The organism is Stenotrophomonas sp. 99219_Sma, from assembly GCF_056480785.1.
This window is the reverse complement of the sequence record NZ_CM151117.1, coordinates 335,001-353,975: the sequence shown is the minus strand read 5'-3', so window position 1 is coordinate 353,975 and position 18,975 is coordinate 335,001. Positions and strand designations below refer to the sequence as shown.

11 protein-coding genes and 3 rRNA genes (1 of these 14 cut by a window edge) are annotated in these 18,975 nt (G+C 64.4%); 4 read left to right on the top strand and 10 right to left on the bottom strand.

The annotated features are described in order from the left end of the window. Positions 1–5: 5 nt before the first annotated feature. Genes ctaD through ACZK13_RS01560 form a run of 3 tightly spaced genes read right to left on the bottom strand, consistent with a single transcriptional unit; the run spans position 6 to position 3,123 of the window. Positions 6–1,613, bottom strand: coding sequence for a cytochrome c oxidase subunit I (gene ctaD, locus ACZK13_RS01570; RefSeq protein ID WP_004153896.1), 1,608 nt, complete (start codon positions 1,611–1,613; stop codon positions 6–8). Between the two features lie 59 nt (positions 1,614–1,672). Next, positions 1,673–2,635, bottom strand: coding sequence for a cytochrome c oxidase subunit II (gene coxB / locus ACZK13_RS01565; protein ID WP_125895785.1), 963 nt, complete (start codon positions 2,633–2,635; stop codon positions 1,673–1,675). A gap of 11 nt (positions 2,636–2,646) precedes the next feature. Continuing rightward, positions 2,647–3,123: a DUF2244 domain-containing protein gene (locus ACZK13_RS01560; RefSeq protein ID WP_004153894.1), complete on the bottom strand. Its 477-nt coding sequence runs from the start codon at positions 3,121–3,123 to the stop codon at positions 2,647–2,649. 274 nt (positions 3,124–3,397) lie between these two features. On the opposite strand from ACZK13_RS01560, the gene putA reads away from it, so the two are divergent. After that, positions 3,398–6,616 (top strand): bifunctional proline dehydrogenase/L-glutamate gamma-semialdehyde dehydrogenase PutA, encoded by a 3,219-nt coding sequence (gene putA, locus ACZK13_RS01555; protein WP_107432928.1) that lies wholly within the window; start codon positions 3,398–3,400, stop codon positions 6,614–6,616. A gap of 118 nt (positions 6,617–6,734) precedes the next feature. Here putA and pnuC read toward each other — a convergent pair whose 3' ends face one another. Further along, entirely contained in the window at positions 6,735–7,307 is a 573-nt protein-coding gene (pnuC, locus tag ACZK13_RS01550; RefSeq protein WP_032129718.1) for a nicotinamide riboside transporter PnuC, read from the bottom strand. Positions 7,308–7,448: 141 nt separating this feature from the next. Further along, positions 7,449–8,798, bottom strand: coding sequence for an outer membrane protein transport protein (locus tag ACZK13_RS01545; protein ID WP_253144981.1), 1,350 nt, complete (start codon positions 8,796–8,798; stop codon positions 7,449–7,451). Positions 8,799–9,024: 226 nt separating this feature from the next. On the opposite strand from ACZK13_RS01545, the gene ACZK13_RS01540 reads away from it, so the two are divergent. Further along, entirely contained in the window at positions 9,025–9,717 is a 693-nt protein-coding gene (locus ACZK13_RS01540) for a rhomboid family intramembrane serine protease (RefSeq protein ID WP_019662230.1), read from the top strand. 83 nt (positions 9,718–9,800) lie between these two features. Here the strand turns inward: ACZK13_RS01540 and ACZK13_RS01535 are convergent, their stop codons facing one another. Next, the gene (locus tag ACZK13_RS01535) at positions 9,801–11,261 is read right to left on the bottom strand and encodes a S41 family peptidase (protein WP_253144983.1); all 1,461 of its coding nucleotides are present in this window, start codon (positions 11,259–11,261) and stop codon (positions 9,801–9,803) included. Positions 11,262–11,369: 108 nt separating this feature from the next. Further along, positions 11,370–12,668: a murein hydrolase activator EnvC family protein gene (locus ACZK13_RS01530; protein WP_010484243.1), complete on the bottom strand. Its 1,299-nt coding sequence runs from the start codon at positions 12,666–12,668 to the stop codon at positions 11,370–11,372. A gap of 95 nt (positions 12,669–12,763) precedes the next feature. Between ACZK13_RS01530 and ACZK13_RS01525 the strand changes: the two genes are divergently transcribed. Together ACZK13_RS01525 and ACZK13_RS01520 are read left to right on the top strand one after the other, a co-directional pair. Then, positions 12,764–13,318 (top strand): DUF4097 family beta strand repeat-containing protein, encoded by a 555-nt coding sequence (locus ACZK13_RS01525; protein ID WP_478482174.1) that lies wholly within the window; start codon positions 12,764–12,766, stop codon positions 13,316–13,318. 86 nt (positions 13,319–13,404) lie between these two features. Beyond that, positions 13,405–15,120 (top strand): M28 family metallopeptidase, encoded by a 1,716-nt coding sequence (locus ACZK13_RS01520; RefSeq protein ID WP_049421206.1) that lies wholly within the window; start codon positions 13,405–13,407, stop codon positions 15,118–15,120. A gap of 501 nt (positions 15,121–15,621) precedes the next feature. Here the strand turns inward: ACZK13_RS01520 and rrf (ACZK13_RS01515) are convergent. From rrf (ACZK13_RS01515) to ACZK13_RS01505, 3 genes are all read right to left on the bottom strand, one after another. Then, positions 15,622–15,736: ribosomal RNA gene (gene rrf, locus ACZK13_RS01515) — 5S ribosomal RNA — on the bottom strand. A gap of 133 nt (positions 15,737–15,869) precedes the next feature. Continuing rightward, positions 15,870–15,984 (bottom strand): 5S ribosomal RNA (rrf, locus tag ACZK13_RS01510). 127 nt (positions 15,985–16,111) lie between these two features. Further along, positions 16,112–18,975, bottom strand: a 23S ribosomal RNA gene (locus ACZK13_RS01505) (it continues 16 nt past the right edge of the window).

Below are 18,975 nucleotides of genomic sequence, written 5' to 3'. Positions count from 1 at the left end.
CCACCTCAATGCGTGATGTCGTCATGCGCCAGATCCCCCGGGCGGATGGTCGGCGGCGTGGTGAACGTATGCGCCGGTGCCGGCGACGGCAGCGTCCACTCCAGGCCACGCGCACCTTCCCAGGAACGGGCCTCGGCCTTCTCGCCATTGCGCAGCGAGGACAGCAGGATCGCGGCCATCATGAACGGGGTGACAAACATGCCGAACGCGCCGATCGAGCTGATCAGGTTCCAGTCGGCGAAGGCCACGCTGTAATCGGGAATGCGGCGCGGCATGCCGGCCAGGCCGAGGAAGTGCTGCGGGAAGAACAGCAGGTTGACGAATACGATCGACCACCAGAAGTGCACCTTGGCCCACTTCTCGCTGTACATCCGCCCGGTCCACTTCGGCCACCAGTAGTACACCGCCGCGATCAGCGCGAACACCGCGCCGGTCACCAGCACGTAGTGGAAGTGCGCGACCACGAAGTAGGTGTCGTGGTACTGGAAGTCAGCCGCCACGATCGCCAGCATCAGGCCGGAGAAGCCACCGATGGTGAACAGGATGACGAACGCCACCGACCACAGCATCGGTGCCTCGAACGTCAGCGAGCCACGCCACATGGTGCTGACCCAGTTGAACACCTTCACCCCGGTCGGGATCGAGATCAGCATGGTGGCGAACATGAAGTAGATCTCGCCACCCAGCGGCATGCCCACGGTGAACATGTGGTGGGCCCAGACGATGAACGACAGGAACGCGATGGCGGCGGTGGCGTACACCATCGCCTGGTAGCCGAACAGCGGCTTGCGGCTGAAGGTCGGGATGATCTCGCTGACCACGCCGAAGGCGGGCAGGATCATGATGTAGACCTCGGGGTGCCCGAAGAACCAGAAGATGTGCTGGTACATCACCGGGTCACCGCCACCGGCGGCGTTGAAGAAGCTGGTACCGAAGAACTTGTCGGTCAGCAGCATGGTCACCGCACCGGCCAACACCGGCATCACCGCGATCAGCAGGAAGGCAGTGATCAGCCAGGCCCAGCAGAAGATCGGCATCTTCAGCAGGTCGATGCCCGGCGCACGCATGTTCAGCACGGTGGCGATGATGTTGATCGCGCCCATGATCGAGCTGATGCCGGCCACGTGGATGGCGAACACGCTGAAGGCGACGTTGTAGCCGCCCTGCAGCGACAGCGGCGGGTACAGCGTCCAGCCGCCGGCCGGCGCACCACCGGGCAGGAACAGGGTCAGCAGCAGCAGGCTGAAGGCCACCGGCAACAGCCAGAACGACCAGTTGTTCATGCGCGGCAGCGCCATGTCCGGCGCGCCGATCTGCAGCGGGATCATCCAGTTGGCGAGGCCGACGAAGGCCGGCATCACGCCGCCGAAGATCATCACCAGCGCATGCACGGTGGTCATCTGGTTGAAGAACTCGGGCTTGACGAACTGCAGGCCCGGCTGCGCCAGCTCAGCGCGGATCACCACGCTCATCGCCGCACCGATGATGAACATGATGAAGCTGAAACCCAGGTACAGCGTGCCGATGTCCTTGTGGTTGGTCGAGAAGAACCAACGCTCGAAGAAACTCTGCTGGTGATGGTGATCGTCGTGCCCAACTGCCGAGTGCGCCATTGCAAAACACCTCTCAGAATCGGTTGTCACCACGGCCGCGAACGGCCGCGGGCTTTACATCACGCTCCGTTGGCCGCGGTGGCAGGCGCGCTGCCCGCTTCTGCAGCAGCAGGCGCAGCCGGTGCCTCGCTCGCCGGTGCAGTCGGTGCAGCCGGTTCGGCAGGTGCCGCCGGCGTTGCCGGCTCGGCGGGCGGCGCCGGCTTGCGCTGCGCCAGCCACTGCTTGAACTCTTCCTTGGACACCGCCTCGACCACGATCGGCATGAAGCCATGGTCCTTGCCGCACAGCTCGGCGCACTGGCCGCGGTAGACGCCGGGCTGCTCGATGCTGGTCCAGGCCTCATTGATGAAACCGGGGATGGCGTCCTGCTTCCAGCCCAGCGCCGGCACCCACCAGGCGTGGATCACGTCGTCGGAGGTGATGACGAAGCGCACCTTGGTATCGACCGGCAGCACCAGGCGGTTGTCGACATCCAGCAGGTAATGCGGGTGAGTCTCGCGGGTCGGCACGATGCCACTTTGCCGCACGCGGTCGGACTCGCGGTCCAGGCGGCTGGTGAAGGTGACGTTCTCGCCGAGATATTCGTACTTCCACATCCACTGGTAGCCGGTGACCTTCACCGTCATCTCGGCATCGCGGGTGTCGTACATCTTGATCAGGTTGGCCGTGGCCGGCCATGCCATCACGATCAGGATGATCACCGGGATCACCGTCCAGATGATCTCGGCCTTGGTGTTGTGGCTGAAGGTGGCGGCGACCGCACCCTTGGATTTGCGGAACTTGAAGATGGCGTAGGCCATCGCCCCGAACACGATGACGCCGATCACCGTGCAGATGATCAACGAGAGATTGTTCGATTCCCAGGCCAGGCGCGAGGTCTGGGTCACCCCCTTGCCCATGTTCAGCTGCCACGGCTTGGGATCGGCCGCCTGGGCCCAGGCCAACGCCGGCATCAGTCCCCCGGCCACCATGGCGGCGACCGCTGCAACGCACTTCGTGCCCCACCTGCTGCTTTGCTTCATTGCCTAGACCCTTAGCGTCGTCGGTTGCCGCCATCGCTGGCGGCGAGCAAGCTTTCAAGTGTCTCTGCGAGCGTCTGACGTTCGGCCGGCGCGAGGAAACTCCCCACCTCCACCTGCCGGCCGCTGGATGCCAGCCGGACCCTCTCGTCGTCGGTGAGCAGGCGCACCCAGTGGGGGTGGGCCCGGAACACCGGCGATCCACCGGGTACGGGGATGACCTCCACGTACGCCGGCACTACCCGGATCTCCTCCTGCCGTTCACCACTGCGCCACAAGGCACGCAGTGCCGCCGCCAGCACCAGGCTGTACAGCAGCGCGAACAGGGGGGCGAATGCATTGCCGGCCAACCACCCGAGGGCGGACACCAGCCACATCGCACCCGACAACACGGTGAACAACAGGACGAACTGCCGGGCATCGAGCGCCCGTGGGGGACGCAGCCGCAGCTGCGTACCTGACCCATCCGGAGCTGGAAGCACCTCGATCATGTCGCAACCGCGTTCCTGCCGCGGGAAACGTCTCGATGGTAGCCCCGCCCTCTCGCCGGTAGCAAGGGTGCATTCACACTTTTTACCATGCTGCAACACAGCATGAGGTCGGCGGCACGAATGACGAATTCAGCACAAACTCTGCCGAGCTTGCTGAACACGCTGAATCCACCGCAGCTAGGGGCTATCAGCGCCTCACGAAGGTGGCTGATGGGCACTTCCGCAACCCGCAAAAATGATTAAAATCGCCAAGTTTTCCACTGGCCGGACCGGCATGAACGCACCTTCCTCCTCCCCTGCCGCCCACGACGCTCCGCGTCCCGGCGCGCTGCTGTCGCCGGAACTGCCGGCGCCCCCCAACCCGTTCCGCCAGGCCATCACCGATGGCTGGTTGAAGGACGAGGCCAGCCACGTGCGCGAGCTGCTGGCGCAGGCCCGCCTGCCCGCCGAAGAGCAGGCCAAGGTGCAGGCGCTGGCCGCCGACCTGGTCGGCCGCGTGCGCGTGCGTGCCAAGGACCAGGGCGCGATCGAAGCCTTCATGCGCCAGTACGACCTGGGCAGCGAGGAAGGCGTGCTGCTGATGTGCGTGGCCGAGGCGCTGCTGCGCATTCCGGACCAGGACACCGCCGACAAGCTGATCCGCGACAAGCTGGCCGATGCCGACTGGGAAAAGCACCTGGGCGGCAGCGACTCGGTGCTGGTCAACGCCTCCACCTGGGGCCTGATGCTGACCGGCAAGCTGGTGCAGATGAACGACGCCACCCGTGCCGATGCGCCCAGCGCGTTCAAGCGCCTGGTCGGCCGCGTCGGTGAGCCGGTGGTGCGCCTGGCCGTGCGCCAGGCGATGAAGATCATGGGCCACCAGTTCGTCATGGGCCGCACCATCAGCGAAGCGCTGTCGCGCTCGCACAAGGGCGACAACGCGAATTACCGCTACTCGTTCGACATGCTGGGCGAAGGCGCGCTGACCATGAAGGACGCGCTGCGCTACCTGGAAGACTACCGTCGTGCGATCCACGCCATCGGCGGCGACCACAAGGCACGCGGCGGCCGTCCGGACGGTGACGTCAACAACGCGCCGGGCATCTCGATCAAACTGTCGGCGCTGTACCCGCGCTACGAGCACGCCAAGCGCGAGCGCGTGCTGAAGGACCTGGTGCCGGGCGTGCTGGAACTGGCACAACTGGCCAAGAGCTACGGCATCGGCTGCACCGTCGACGCCGAAGAGTCCGACCGCCTGGAACTGTCGCTGGACATCATCGAGCAGGTCTTCTCCGACGCCTCGCTGGCCGGCTGGGACGGCTTCGGCGTGGTCGTGCAGGCCTACCAGAAGCGCACGCCGTACACGATCGACCACCTGGCCGACATGGCCCGCCGCGCCGGTCGCCGCCTGCAGGTGCGCCTGGTCAAGGGCGCCTACTGGGACGCCGAGATCAAGCGCGCGCAGATCGAAGGCTACCCGGGCTACCCGGTGTTCACCCGCAAGCAGAACACCGATGTCTCCTACCTGGCCTGCGCCAAGCGCCTGTTCACGCATGCCGACGCGATCTACCCGATGTTCGCCACGCACAACGCACACACCATCGCGGCCGTGCGCAGCATCGCCAACGGTGGCGTGTACGAGCACCAGAAGCTGCACGGCATGGGCGATGACCTGTACGCGGAAGTGGTGCCGGCCGACCGCTTGAACCTGCCCTGCCGCGTGTATGCACCGGTCGGTTCGCATGAAGACCTGCTGCCGTACCTGGTGCGTCGCCTGCTGGAAAACGGCGCCAACTCCAGCTTCGTCAACCGCATCACCGACGAGCGCGTGCCGATCGCCGACCTGATCCGCGATCCGGTCGAGATGGTTGCTTCGTTCGAATCGATTCCGCATCCCAAGATCCCGCTGCCGGTTGACCTGCTGCGCAGCCAGAACCACGACAGGAAGAACTCCATGGGCGCCAACCTCGCCAACGACAACGAACTGCGCGCCCTCGCCGAGCAGATCAACGCTGCAGTGAAGCCGTGGCAGGCCGCCCCGCTGGTGCCGGGTGCGAACCCGGCCGGCGCCGCGCTGCCGGTGACCAATCCGGCCGACACCCGCGAAGTGGTCGGCCAGTGGCTGGCCGCCGATGCCGCCACCGTGCAGAAAGCCCTGGCCAACGCCGTGGCCGCGCAGCCGGCCTGGAACCGCACCCCGGCCGCCAGCCGCGCCGCCATCCTCGAGCACGCCGCCGACCAGCTGGAAGCGCGCATGCCGGAGTTCATGGCGCTGTGCGTGAAGGAAGCCGGCAAGAGCCTGCCCGACAGCATCGCCGAAGTGCGCGAAGCCGTGGATTTCCTGCGCTACTACGCCAAGCAGGCGCGCGAGCAGTTCAGCCACGCCGAGAAGCTGCCCAGCCCGACCGGTGAATCCAACGAGCTGCAGCTGCACGGCCGCGGCGTGTTCGTCTGCATCAGCCCGTGGAACTTCCCGCTGGCGATCTTCCTGGGCCAGGTCGCTGCCGCCCTGGCCGCCGGCAACAGCGTCATCGCCAAGCCGGCCGAGCAGACCAACCTGATCGGCTACTACGCGGTGAAGCTGCTGCATGACGCCGGCGTGCCGGCCGAGGTGGTGCAGTTCCTGCCGGGCGACGGTGCCACCGTCGGTGCCGCACTGACCGCCGACCCGCGCGTGGCCGGCGTGGCCTTCACCGGCTCCACCGACACCGCCCGTGCGATCAACCGCGCGATGGCCGCACGTGACGCCGCCATCGGCGTGCTGATCGCCGAAACCGGCGGCCAGAACGCCTTCATCGCCGACTCCTCGGCACTGCCGGAACAGCTGGTCAAGGATGCGATCGGTTCGGCCTTCACCTCGGCCGGCCAGCGCTGCTCGGCCGCGCGCGTGCTGTTCGTGCAGGACGACATCGCCGACAAGGTGATGACCATGCTGGCCGGTGCGATGAAGGAACTGAAGGTCGGCAACCCGGGCCTGCTGTCCACCGACGTCGGCCCGGTGATCGACGCCGACGCGCTGAAGATCCTGCAGGACCACGCCGAACGCATGGACCGCGAAGCGCGCCTGATTGCTGCCGCCGAGCTGTCTGCCGAAGCGGCCAATGGCACCTTCTTCGCGCCACGTGCGTACGAACTGAAGGACCTGGGCCAGCTGCAGAAGGAAGTGTTCGGTCCGGTCCTGCACGTGATCCGCTGGAAGGGCGACCAGCTCGACGCGGTGATCGACCAGATCAACGCCACCGGCTACGGCCTGACCCTGGGCGTGCATTCGCGCATTGACGAGACCGTCGACCGCATCAGCAACGGCGTCCACGTCGGCAACGTCTACGTCAACCGCAACCAGATCGGTGCGGTGGTCGGCGTGCAGCCGTTCGGCGGCCAGGGCCTGTCCGGCACCGGCCCGAAGGCCGGCGGCCCGCACTACCTGCTGCGCTTCGCCACTGAAAAGACGGTAACGGTGAACACCACCGCTGCCGGCGGCAACGCCTCGCTGCTGACCCTGGGCGACTGATCGCCCGGTTGATGCGGTGAACGAAAAACCCCGCGAAAGCGGGGTTTTTTGTGCCTTTTTTCCTGTAGTGCCGAGCCCATGCTCGGCTTGCACGGTGCAGCCGAGCGTGGGCTCGGCGCTACACCCGCATCAGGCCGCGCCAATGACGCAACGCCACCAGCGCGTTGATCCAGAAGCCCACATACAGGATCGAGGTCAGGTGCAGGCCACGGCTGTAGTACAGCGGCACTGCCACGGTGTTCACCAACAGCCACACCCACCACGATTCCAGCTTGCGCCGCATCATCAGGATCTGCGCGATCACGCTCAGCACCAGCACCGCCGAATCGATGTAGGGCGCGTAGGCGTTGGTCAGGCGGGTCAGCATCCAGCCGTAGCCGAACGTGGCCACCACCGCCAGCGGCGCCAGCCAGGCCCATGCACGCGGTCGCAATGAGGTGATCGGCAGCGGCGCACCGTGATCGCCACGCAGCCACTGCCACCAGCCCAGCACGCTGATGGCAATGAAGAAGAACTGCAGCACCATGTCCGCGTACAGATGTGAGCGCTCGAACACCGCGGCAAACAGCGCACAGCCGACGATGCCCAGCCACCAGGTGTGCACGTTGTTGCGGCCGGCCAGCAGGATCGAGCCGGCGACGGCGATGTTGGCAGCCAGCTCCAGCTGGAAGTTCGGATCGGACAGGTTCATGGCGCTATTGTCGTGGATCCACGCCGTGGATGGCTGCGCTCTTCAGTAGATCCACGCCACGCGTGGATGGCCCGTGGCCACAGAAAAGAAAGCCCCGCTTGCGCGGGGCCTTCCGTGTGCTGCGTCAGGCCGAGGCCCGAATCAGAACTTGTACTGGAACGAAGCCGCCAGCACGTCGCCACGGACCTTGTACTTGCCCGACAGCGAGTTGCCCTGGTTGGCAGTGGTGGCACGCACGTTCACGTTCGGATCGCTGGTGAACAGGTGGGTGTAGCCAAAGTTGTACTCGGTGTTTGCCGACGGGGTCCAGCCCACGCCCAGCGACAGCCACTTGCGGCTGGTATCCGGCACGCGCACGTCGCGGTGTGCGTCGGTGGTCGGGGTCTGGTCCAGTGCAACACCACCGCGCAGGGTGACGGTGTCGCTCAGCTTGTAGTCGGCGCCCAGCGACACGAAGGTGGTGTCACGGTAGCCGAACTCCAGGACCGAGTCCGCCTGCGGCGACGCGTAGTCGACGGTGACGCTGTCAAAGGCGGTCGACCAGGCGGTACGGGTCACGTCGCCCATCACGGTCCAGCGGTCGTTGACCTTGTGGGTCACGCTCAGGGTGGCCGAGGCCGGCATGGTCACCGTGGCCTTGCCGCTGGTGTCCATGAACCAACCGCGGGTACGCGGCGAGTTGGTCAGCAGGGAACGGGCGCGGTCGGCGCCGCTGAAGGTCGCATCACCACCGGTGATCTTGTGCTCGACCTTCGAACGGTAGCTCAGGCCGATGTGGGTGTTCTCGTCGATCGAGAACAGGCCACCGACGGTCCAGCCCACGGCGTTGTTGTCACCCTCGATCTTCAGGGTGCCATCCGAGCTGCCCGGGGCGAAGCCCGGAGCGCCGGCGCCGGCCAGGATGCTGCCGTAGTCGACGGCGTTGCTCAGCTCGATGGTCAGGTGCTCGACGAACACCGACGCGCCGAACGACACGTACGGGTTGACGTCATACGACGCGGCGAAGCCAAGGTCGATGGCCTTCAGATCGGTCTTCAGGCCGCTGTAACGACCGACCCAACCGTTGTCGTATTCGGTCTTGAAGCCGAACGGTGCGGTCAGCGACACACCGAAGTGGGCCTTCTCGCCGATCGGCATGTGGAAGTACGCAGCCGGGACCGGAGCGATCATGCCGGCGTCGCCGCCGTCACCACCGGTCTGCGGGCGGCCTGCCGCATTGCGGCCCTGGCCCTTGAACTCGGCCTTGAAGCTGATGGCGCTCAGGTCGCCCTGGACCAGGGTGCCTTCCAGCTGGCGCATGCCGGCCGGGTTGACGGCGATGATGGAGGCGTCGCCTTCGGCGCTGCCGGAACCGGCGAACGCGCGGCCGAGGCCCTTGGCGCTGTTTTCCTTCAGCTGGAAGGCGGCAGCGTTGGCATCGGCGGCGGCCAGCGCACCGGCAACGCCGACGGCCAGCAGGGTCAGACGGGCAATGGTGGAAGCGGTTTGCATCGTAGTTCTCTCTCCGGTAAGCGGTGATGGTGCTCTGAGTGCGCCTGCGCCCGGCAGGCCTTGGGGCCCTTCGGAGCGCGCCGGATTCCCCTCCCGACATACGACGCCGTATGCGAGTATTACCCAGAGCTGTTAATGAAACAATAACAGCGCAGGCGCTTTTTTCGTCCCAGAAGCTGAACAGGACAATCCCCGCCGTAAGCGCCCGCACGCTAGGCTATTGCCCATGTTCGTCTCCCTCCCGTCGCGCAAGAAGGCGGCCCTGCGCTGGGCCACGCCCGTGCTGTTTGCGGCACTGTGGCTGGCGTTCCTGTGGTCGATCTCGCGTCCGGACGACGCCCGGGGCAGCCTCTGGCTGGACTGGGGCGCCCTGTCCACCGGCCTGACCCACCCGCTGGACTGGTGGGCGACCCTGCAGGACGGCAGCGTGCTGCGGCTGTTCACGGCCCTGTTCCTGCACGCGGACTGGTCACACCTGCTGGGCAACCTGGTGTTCCTGCTGATCTTCGGCCTGCCTGCTGAGCGGGTGCTGGGCCCGTGGCGGCTGCTGCTGCTGTTCCTGGTCGGCGGTGCCGTTTCCAATCTGGTGGCGATCTACACCATGGGCAGCCCAGACCAGATCATCATCGGCGCCAGCGGCGCGGTGTCCGCACTGATCGGCGCCTATCTGGCGCTGTTCCCGGGTGCACGGCTGGGCGTGGTCATTCCGCTCGGCCTGTTCCTGGAGTTCGTGCGCGCCCCGGCCTACCTGCTGATCGGCGTCTGGGCCGCCCTGCAGGTGGTGTTCGCCCATATCGGCCCAAGCTTCGGCATGGTCGCCTGGTGGGCGCACATCGGCGGCTTCGTGTTCGGCGTGGTGTACGGGGTCTACGTGCGGGCGGCCATCGCCCGCCGCCTGCGCAAGCGCCACGGCTTCTGACCCCTGGTAGTGCCGGCCGCTGGCCGGCTCCACGCGCACCCGCTCGTTCTTGGATCAGTCGAGCACGGCTCGACTCTACAGAATCAGGGCTTGGCCGGGACGGGTGCGGGCTTCGCTTCCGGCTTCGCTTCCGGCTTCGCTTCCGGCTTCGCTTCTCCCTTCGCCTCCGGCTTCGCGGCAGCGGCCTTCGCAGCCTTGGCCGCATCCGCTTTTGCCGCTTCGGCCTTCAAGCGTGCAGCCACCGAACCCGGGTTCTTCAGCTCGGCCAGCGCGTCGTTGATCGGGCCATCGCCCGGCAGTACCGCACCGGCGTGATAGCCCTCGGTGCCCTCGTCATCACCGCGCAGATGGCCCGGCAGGGTCGCTTCGCTGTAATCGCTCAGGCTGGCCGGCAGTGCATCCTCGGCCGGCGTAGCGGCCGGCTTCAGTTCGACCTCCGGCACGATGCCCGTGGCCTGGATCGACTTGCCGCTGGGCGTGTAATAACGCGCGGTGGTCAGCTTCACCGAGTCACCGTTGTCCAGCGGCAGCACGGTCTGCACCGAGCCCTTGCCGAAGGTGCGGCTGCCAACCACGCGGGCGCGCTTGTTGTCGCGCAGTGCGCCGGCCAGCACTTCCGAGGCACTGGCCGAACCGGCGTCGACCAGCACCACCACCGGTGCGCCCTTCAACAGATCGCCCGGCGTTGCATCGAAACGTGCATCACTGATGCTGATGCGGCCGCGGGTACTGACGATGTTGCCCTTGTCGAGCAGGTCGTCGGCCACCTGCACGGCAGCAGTCAGCAGGCCACCCGGGTTGCTGCGCAGATCCAGCACCAGGCCCTTGAGCTGGCCACCGGACTGCTTCTGCAGCTGCTGCACGTGCTTCTGGAAGTCCGAACCGGTGTCGGCCTGGAAGGTGCTCAGGCGGATGTAGCCATAGCCCGGTTCCAGCAGGCGGCTGCGCACGCTGGTCACGCGGATGGTCTGGCGGGTGAGGCTGACATCGAACGGCTTGGGCTTGCCTTCGCGCACGATGGTCAGCACCACCTTGCTGCCGGCCGGGCCGCGCAGCGGTTCGCTGGCATCGATCGCGCTGATCGGCTTGCCGTCGATGGCGATGATCAGGTCACCGGCGAGGATGCCGGCCTTGGCCGCCGGCGTGTCGTCGATCGGCGAGATCACCTTCATGCTGGCGTTGTCTGGCTGCTGCTGCAGCTCAACGCCGATGCCTTCGTAGGCGCCGCTGGCCTGTTCGTCGAAGGCCTGCGCGTCTTCCTTGTTGAAGTAGGTGCTGTGCGGGTCGAGGTCGAGCAGCAGGCCACGCACCGCTGCCTGCATCAGCTTCTTGTCATCGACCGGATCGACGTAGGCGGCCCGCACTGCGTTGTAGACGGCCACGAAGCGGCGGATGTCCTCCAGCGGCACCTTCGAGGTCACCGCCTCCTCGCTGCTCGCTGCCTGCCCGCCGGTTTCCTGGCTCGGGGCGGGCGCGGTCTGCTGCGCCCAGGACAGCGCTGGCAACAGGGCCAGCAAGAGGGTGGCGGTACGGGCTGCGCGCATGGATCACTCCTGTCGACGGTGGCATGGTGCCCAAGGCACATGCACCGATTATGCGCGAAGCACAGCTAAATTCCCGTTGAATCCAGCCCGCACCTGGCGAGCGGGGATTCAGCGCCGCTGCAGCCAGCTGTCCGGATTCACCGGTTGCCCGCCACGACGCAGCTCGAAGTACAGCGCGGTGACCCCTTGGCCCCCCGAGTTGCCGACCTTGGCCACCGCATCGCCACGGCTGACCCGTGCACCGGCGTCCTTGAGCAGGGTGTCGTTGTGGGCGTACAGGCTCATGTAGCCATTGCCGTGGTCGACGATCAGGATCATGCCGTAGCCGGTCATCCAGTCGGAGAACACCACGGTACCGTCGGCCACAGCGGTGACGGTGCTGCCGGCCGGTGCGCCGATCAGCACGCCGCTGCTGGTGCGCCCGTCAGGCAGCTTGCCGCCGTAGCGGGCCAGCAGGTTGCCGGACAACGGCCAACCCAGGCCCCCCACCTTCGGGGCCGGTGCGGAAGCCACCGCCGGCGGAACCTTGGTGGGCGGTGGCGGCCGTCCCTGTGCCGCGGCCTGGCGTGCGGCACGTTCGGCAGCGGCCTTCTCCGCTGCCGCACGGCGCGCAGCCGCGCGACGCTCGGCCTCGGCACGGGCGGCGGCCGCACGCAGATTGGCCAGCAGTGTTTCCAGCGCCTTGGCGTCCTGGCCCAGCGCCTGTTCCTTCTCGCGCTGGTCCTTGAAGCGCTCGTCCAGCGAGGCCACGGTCTTTGCACGATCGCGGCGGTCGGCTTCCAGCGCCGCTGCCTGCTGCTTCTGGTCCTGCTGCGCCCCCTGCAGCTTCTGCTTGCGCTCGGCAATCTGCGCCTGCAGCGCTTCCAGTTCCTTCAGGTCGGCGGTCAGCGTGGTGATGCGCTGGGCCCGCTCACGCTGCAGGTAGCGGTGGTAGGCCAGGGCACGGTTGGCATCGGCCACCGTGTCCTGCGACAACAGCAGTTTCAACGGTGCATGGTTGCCCAGCTGGTAGGCCGCGCGCAGCAGGCCGGCCAGCTCGCGGTGCTGCTGGGCGAGGTTGGCCTGCAACGTGCTGCGGCGCTGTTCGGCCTCGGCCAGGGCCCTTCCCTGCTCGCGCAGCGCGGTTTCGGTCTGCGCAAGCGCACGGCCGGTGCGGGCCACCTTTTCATCTGCCTCACGCAGCTGCTGTGAGGCCTGGCCGCGCTGGCCCTCGATCTGCCGACGCTCCTGCGCCACGCCCTTCAGCTCACTGCGCAGCTTCTGCAGCTTGCGCTCGGTCTCGCGCGTGGTCTGCGCGGCGCCCGGCAGCGGCAACGCCAGTGCCAAAGCCAGCCCCAACAGCAGGCAGCGCCCGCCGCGAGCAGCGGCGATGTGATGTCGGCGTGATGGGAAGGCGTTGTTGCGCAAGGGCTTTCCAGTGACTTCAGGCAGTTGCAGGGGGTACCGGGGAATGGTGACATCTCCGCACGCGGCCTGCCAGCCGCACATCCATCGAGGTCCCCATGAAAGCTCTCTCCATTCCGCTGCTGTTGGGCGTACTGCTGGTCACCGGGCCAGTGGCAGCGCAGGAAAACATCAGCAAGGTCAACGGCAGCATCAGCGCCGAACCCGGCCAGCGCTACGGCAAGCTGGACACCGTCAACGGCGGCATCCGCGTCGGCGAAGGCGTCGAGACCGGCAGCATACACGACACTGTCAACGGCAGCATCTTCAGCGATCGCGGCAGCCAGATCGAAGGCGGCGTTGAAACCGTGAACGGTGGCATCGGGCTGGTCGAAAGCCGCGTCGGCAACGACGTGGAAACCGTCAACGGTGACATCACCGTGGGCATCGGTTCGCAGGTCAAGGGCGGTGTGCACGTGCGCAAGCCAAACTTCAGCGTCTCGCTGACCGCCAGCCGCAAGCCACGCGTGATCATCGGTCCGAATGCCGTGGTGGACGGCCCGTTGCAGTTCGAACGCGAGGTGGTGCTGTACGTGCACCGCACGGCCCGCATCGGCCCGGTCACCGGCGCCGAGCCGATCCCGTTCGACACCGAAACCGCTCCGGCGGACTGAGCACACCGCGCCCATCGGTTCGGTGATACTCGCTGTTACCGGTCGTACACGTGGTGCGGCCGCCCTTTGTTTTCCAGGAATCGACGATGCCCCGCAAACTCCTCCTGTGCCTGGCCGCTGCGGCCGCGCTCAGTGCCTGCAAAGGCGAAGACACTCCGGCGCCCGCGCCGGCCACCGACACCGCCGCTGCCAAGCCGGCGGCCCATGCGTTCTCGCCGGAGATCAACGCCGGCGACTTCGCCGAGATGGTCAAGACGCTGGCTTCGGATGAATTCGAAGGCCGCGCCCCGGGCAGCAAGGGCGAGGAACTGACGGTCAACTACATCCGCGACCAGATGCAGCGCATCGGCCTGCAGCCCGGCAACGGCGACAGCTGGTTCCAGGATGTGCCGATGACCGAGACCACGGCCGACGAATCGACCGTGCTGAAGATCACCCAGGGCGGCAAGACCACCGAGCTGAAGTTCGGCACCGACATGGTGGTGGGTACCCGTACCGGCCAGGCCGAGGTGAAGGTCGATGCCAGCGACCTGGTGTTCGTCGGCTACGGCGTCGACGCGCCGGAGCAGAAGTGGAACGACTACGCCGGCCAGGACTGGAAGGGCAAAACGGTCGTCATGTTCGTCAACGACCCGGGCTTCCATGTCGATGACGCGAAGCTGTTCGACGGCAAGCGCATGACCTATTACGGGCGCTGGACCTACAAGTTCGAGGAGGCTGCGCGAAAGGGCGCCGCTGCCGCGCTGATCGTGCACGACACCGCCGGCGCTTCCTACGGCTGGGATGTGGTGAAGAACTCCTGGGCAGGCCCGCAGTACGACCTGCCGGCCAAGGATGACCCGGAAGCCCGCATTCCGGTGCAGGGCTGGCTGAGTGCCGACGCTGCCAAGGCGCTGTTCGCCGGTGCCGGCCTGGACCTGGCGCAGGCCTACAAGGACGCCAGCAAGCGCGGCTTCAAGCCGGTGCCGCTGAAGGCCACCGCTGCGGTCGATCTGAAGAGCCAGATCGCGCAGAAGCAATCGCGCAACGTGGTGGGCGTACTGCCGGGCAGCAAGCGTGCCGACGAGGCCGTGCTGTACATGGCGCACTGGGATCACCTGGGCAAGCACGAGGGCGAGACCGGCGACAACATCTACAACGGCGCGGTCGACAACGCGACCGGCGTGGCCGGCATCCTCGAGGTGGCTGAAGCCATGGCCCACCAGGAGCCGAAGCCGGAGCGCTCGGTGGTGTTCCTGGCGGTGACCCTGGAAGAATCCGGCCTGCTGGGTTCGAAGTACTACGTTGCCCATCCGACCTTCCCGCTGGACAAGATCGCCGGCGTGATCAACATCGATGCGATGTCGGTGGCTGGCCGTGCCAAGGACGTGACCGTCACCGGCTTCGGCAGCTCGGAGCTGGAAGACATCCTCAAGCCGCTGGCCGCGGCCCAGGACCGTACCCTGCACGGCGAGACCTCGGTACAGAGTGGCTTCTACTTCCGTTCCGATCACTTCAACTTCGCCAAGGCCGGTGTGCCGGCCCTGTACGCCGATGGCGGCGAAGACCTGCGCGAGGGTGGCGTGGACGCGGGCCGCAAGGCTGCAGCCGACTACGGCGCCAACCGCTACCACGGCCCGAAGGACGAGTTCGATGCGGCCACCTGGAAGCTGGACGGCACCGTCGAAGACCTGCAGCTGATGTACGGCGTCGGCAAGGAACTGGCCGGTGGCGATCGTTGGCCGAACTGGTACGAAGGCAACCCGTTCAAGGCAGCCCGCGACGCGATGATGAAGGACAAGGCCCCGGCTGCGGCGAAGTAGCGTCGAGCTTGCTCGACTGAGTACTGAAGCAAGCCAAGGCGGCGCCCGCAAGGGCGCCGCTTTTTTGTGTGTGATCGCGCCCTGCAGTTTTAGATGCCAACCTTGGTTGGCGCCGTGGTTCCGTGCAGAGAGCATCCACGCATGGCCTGGATCTACTTGTAGTGCCGGCCGCTGGCCGGCAAACGATCGCTGTGTGGGCCAGCTGTTGGTAGCTGCCAACCTTGGTTGGCGCCGTGGTTCCTCACGGAGGGCATCCACGCATGGCGTGGATCTACCGGTAGTGCCGGCCGCTGGCCGGCAAACGATCGCTGTGTGGGCCTGCTGTTGGTAGCCGCCAACCTTGGTTGGCGCCGTGGTTCCTCACGGAGGGCATCCACGCATGGCGTGGATCTACCGGGCGATGCAACGCCGTCGGGTTGCCGGCCAGCGGCCGGCACTACCCGCATTTCGCGCGCATAAAGAAAAACCCCGCTGCGTGAGCAGCGGGGTTTTGGGTGTAAACCCTGGCGATGACCTACTCTCGCATGGCTTGAGCCACACTACCATCGGCGCAGCTGCGTTTCACTTCCGAGTTCGGGATGGGATCGGGTGGTTCCACAGCGCTAATTTCACCAGGGAGACGGTTGCAGCAGCGCTTGCAGCGCCAGCTTCGCGGTCTTGCCCTTGGGGCGGAAGGTACCCGGAAAATGCAGTGCCTTCACTTAATAAGAAAAACCCCGCTGCGTAAGCAGCGGGGTTTTGGGTGTAAACCCTGGCGATGACCTACTCTCGCATGGCTTGAGCCACACTACCATCGGCGCAGCTGCGTTTCACTTCCGAGTTCGGGATGGGATCGGGTGGTTCCACAGCGCTAATTTCACCAGGGAGGCGGTTGGAGCGTCGCCATCCGATACAGCTGGATAAGGCGCCTGCCTCTCGTAGTTCTTGTGACGTAGCGTGCACTTGGATGCTCTTACGACGCTGTCGTAAAGCCAAGGCAACTTGAGGTTATATGGTCAAGCCTCTCGGATCATTAGTATCAGTTAGCTCAATACATTGCTGTACTTACACACCTGACCTATCAACCACGTAGTCTACATGGTTCCTTCAGGGGGCTTGTGCCCCGGGAGATCTCATCTTGAGGCGCGCTTCCCGCTTAGATGCTTTCAGCGGTTATCGCTTCCGAACATAGCTACCCGGCAATGCCACTGGCGTGACAACCGGAACACCAGAGGTTCGTCCACTCCGGTCCTCTCGTACTAGGAGCAGCCCCTCTCAAATCTCCAACGCCCATGGCAGATAGGGACCGAACTGTCTCACGACGTTCTGAACCCAGCTCGCGTACCACTTTAAATGGCGAACAGCCATACCCTTGGGACCGACTACAGCCCCAGGATGTGATGAGCCGACATCGAGGTGCCAAACACCGCCGTCGATATGAACTCTTGGGCGGTATCAGCCTGTTATCCCCGGAGTACCTTTTATCCGTTGAGCGATGGCCCTTCCATACAGAACCACCGGATCACTAAGTCCTAGTTTCCTACCTGCTTGATCCGTCGATCTTGCAGTCAAGCACGCTTATGCCTTTGCACACAGTGCGCGATGTCCGACCGCGCTGAGCGTACCTTCGAGCTCCTCCGTTACTCTTTAGGAGGAGACCGCCCCAGTCAAACTACCCACCATACACGGTCCCCGACCCAGATAATGGGCCCAGGTTAGAACGTCAAGCACGACAGGGTGGTATTTCAAGGATGGCTCCACTGCAGCTAGCGCCACAGTTTCATAGCCTCCCACCTATCCTACACAGACGAACTCAACGTTCAGTGTAAAGCTATAGTAAAGGTTCACGGGGTCTTTCCGTCTTGCCACGGGAACGCTGCATCTTCACAGCGATTTCAATTTCACTGAGTCTCGGGTGGAGACAGCGCCGCTGTCGTTACGCCATTCGTGCAGGTCGGAACTTACCCGACAAGGAATTTCGCTACCTTAGGACCGTTATAGTTACGGCCGCCGTTTACTGGGGCTTCGATCAAGAGCTTCGCCTTGCGGCTGACCCCATCAATTAACCTTCCAGCACCGGGCAGGCGTCACACCCTATACGTCCACTTTCGTGTTTGCAGAGTGCTGTGTTTTTGATAAACAGTCGCAGCGGCCTGGTTACTGCGACCCTCTTCAGCTATAGCTCGCACGAGCCACCAAAAAGGGTGCACCTTCTCCCGAAGTTACGGTGCCATGTTGCCTAGTTCCTTCACCCGAGTTCTCTCAAGCGCCTGAGAATTCTCATCCTACCCACCTGTGTCGGTTTACGGTACGGTCTGCGTAAGCTGAAGCTTAGGAGCTTTTCCTGGAAGCGTGGTATCAGTGACTTCGTCTTAAAGACTCGTCTCGGTGCTCGGTCTTGAAGGATCCCGGATTTGCCAAAGATCCAAACCTACCGCCTTTCCCCAGGACAACCAACGCCTGGTACACCTAACCTTCTCCGTCCCTCCATCGCACTTACGCGAGGTGCAGGAATATTAACCTGCTTCCCATCGACTACGACTTTCGTCCTCGCCTTAGGGGCCGACTCACCCTGCGCCGATTAACGTTGCGCAAGGAAACCTTGGGCTTTCGGCGTGCGGGTTTTTCACCCGCATTATCGTTACTCATGTCAGCATTCGCACTTCCGATACCTCCAGCAGACTTCTCAATCCACCTTCAACGGCTTACGGAACGCTCCTCTACCGCGCATAACAAAGTTATGCACCCCAAGCTTCGGTTCACTGCTTAGCCCCGTTAAATCTTCCCCGCAGACCGACTCGACCAGTGAGCTATTACGCTTTCTTTAAAGGGTGGCTGCTTCTAAGCCAACCTCCTGGCTGTCTATGCCTTTCCACATGGTTTTCCACTTAGCAGTGAATTTGGGACCTTAGCTGTGGGTCTGGGTTGTTTCCCTTTTCACGACGGACGTTAGCACCCGCCGTGTGTCTCCCATACAGTCCGTCTCGGTATTCGGAGTTTGCAATGGTTTGGTAAGTCGCGATGACCCCCTAGCCATAACAGTGCTCTACCCCCGAGAGGATACATATGAGGCGCTACCTAAATAGCTTTCGAGGAGAACCAGCTATCTCCGGGTTCGATTAGCTTTTCACTCCTAATCACACCTCATCCCCTACCTTTGCAACGGGAGTGGGTTCGGGCCTCCAGTGCGTGTTACCGCACCTTCACCCTGGGCATGACTAGATCACCCGGTTTCGGGTCTACTGCCCGCGACTATGCGCCCTTATCAGACTCGGTTTCCCTTCGCCTCCCCTATACGGTTAAGCTTGCCACGAACAGTAAGTCGCTGACCCATTATACAAAAGGTACGCAGTCACTCCTTGCGGAGCTCCTACTGCTTGTACGCACACGGTTTCAGGTTCTATTTCACTCCCCTCTCCGGGGTTCTTTTCGCCTTTCCCTCACGGTACTGGTTCACTATCGGTCGGTCAGTAGTATTTAGCCTTGGAGGATGGTCCCCCCATGTTCAGACAGGGTTTCACGTGCCCCGCCCTACTCGTCTTCACTGAAATGGCCCTTTCAGATACAGGGCTATCACCTTCTATGGCCACTCTTTCCAGAGTGTTTTCCTAGAACCAAATCAGCTTAAGGGCTAGTCCGCGTTCGCTCGTCGCTACTTACGGAATCTCGGTTGATTTCTTTTCCTCTGGTTACTTAGATATTTCAGTTCACCAGGTTCGCTTCCAGCAGCTATGTATTCACTGCAGGATACCCGCAAGCGGGTGGGTTTCCCCATTCGGACATTACCGGATCAAAGCTTGTTGCCAGCTCCCCGATACTTTTCGCAGGCTGCCACGTCCTTCATCGCCTCTGACCGCCAAGGCATCCACCGTGTGC

Excerpts from the sequence above, each read along its gene's own strand:
- pnuC (WP_032129718.1), bottom strand. The coding sequence starts at position 7,307 with ATGAACCTGTCCGATCCGAACTTCCAGCTGGAGCTGGCTGCCAACATC.
- coxB (WP_125895785.1), bottom strand. The coding sequence starts at position 2,635 with ATGAAGCAAAGCAGCAGGTGGGGCACGAAGTGCGTTGCAGCGGTCGCC.
- putA (WP_107432928.1), top strand. The coding sequence starts at position 3,398 with ATGAACGCACCTTCCTCCTCCCCTGCCGCCCACGACGCTCCGCGTCCC.
- ACZK13_RS01540 (WP_019662230.1), top strand. The coding sequence starts at position 9,025 with ATGTTCGTCTCCCTCCCGTCGCGCAAGAAGGCGGCCCTGCGCTGGGCC.
- ACZK13_RS01560 (WP_004153894.1), bottom strand. The coding sequence starts at position 3,123 with ATGATCGAGGTGCTTCCAGCTCCGGATGGGTCAGGTACGCAGCTGCGG.
- ACZK13_RS01535 (WP_253144983.1), bottom strand. The coding sequence starts at position 11,261 with ATGCGCGCAGCCCGTACCGCCACCCTCTTGCTGGCCCTGTTGCCAGCG.
- ACZK13_RS01525 (WP_478482174.1), top strand. The coding sequence starts at position 12,764 with ATGAAAGCTCTCTCCATTCCGCTGCTGTTGGGCGTACTGCTGGTCACC.
- ctaD (WP_004153896.1), bottom strand. The coding sequence starts at position 1,613 with ATGGCGCACTCGGCAGTTGGGCACGACGATCACCATCACCAGCAGAGT.
- ACZK13_RS01520 (WP_049421206.1), top strand. The coding sequence starts at position 13,405 with ATGCCCCGCAAACTCCTCCTGTGCCTGGCCGCTGCGGCCGCGCTCAGT.
- ACZK13_RS01545 (WP_253144981.1), bottom strand. The coding sequence starts at position 8,798 with ATGCAAACCGCTTCCACCATTGCCCGTCTGACCCTGCTGGCCGTCGGC.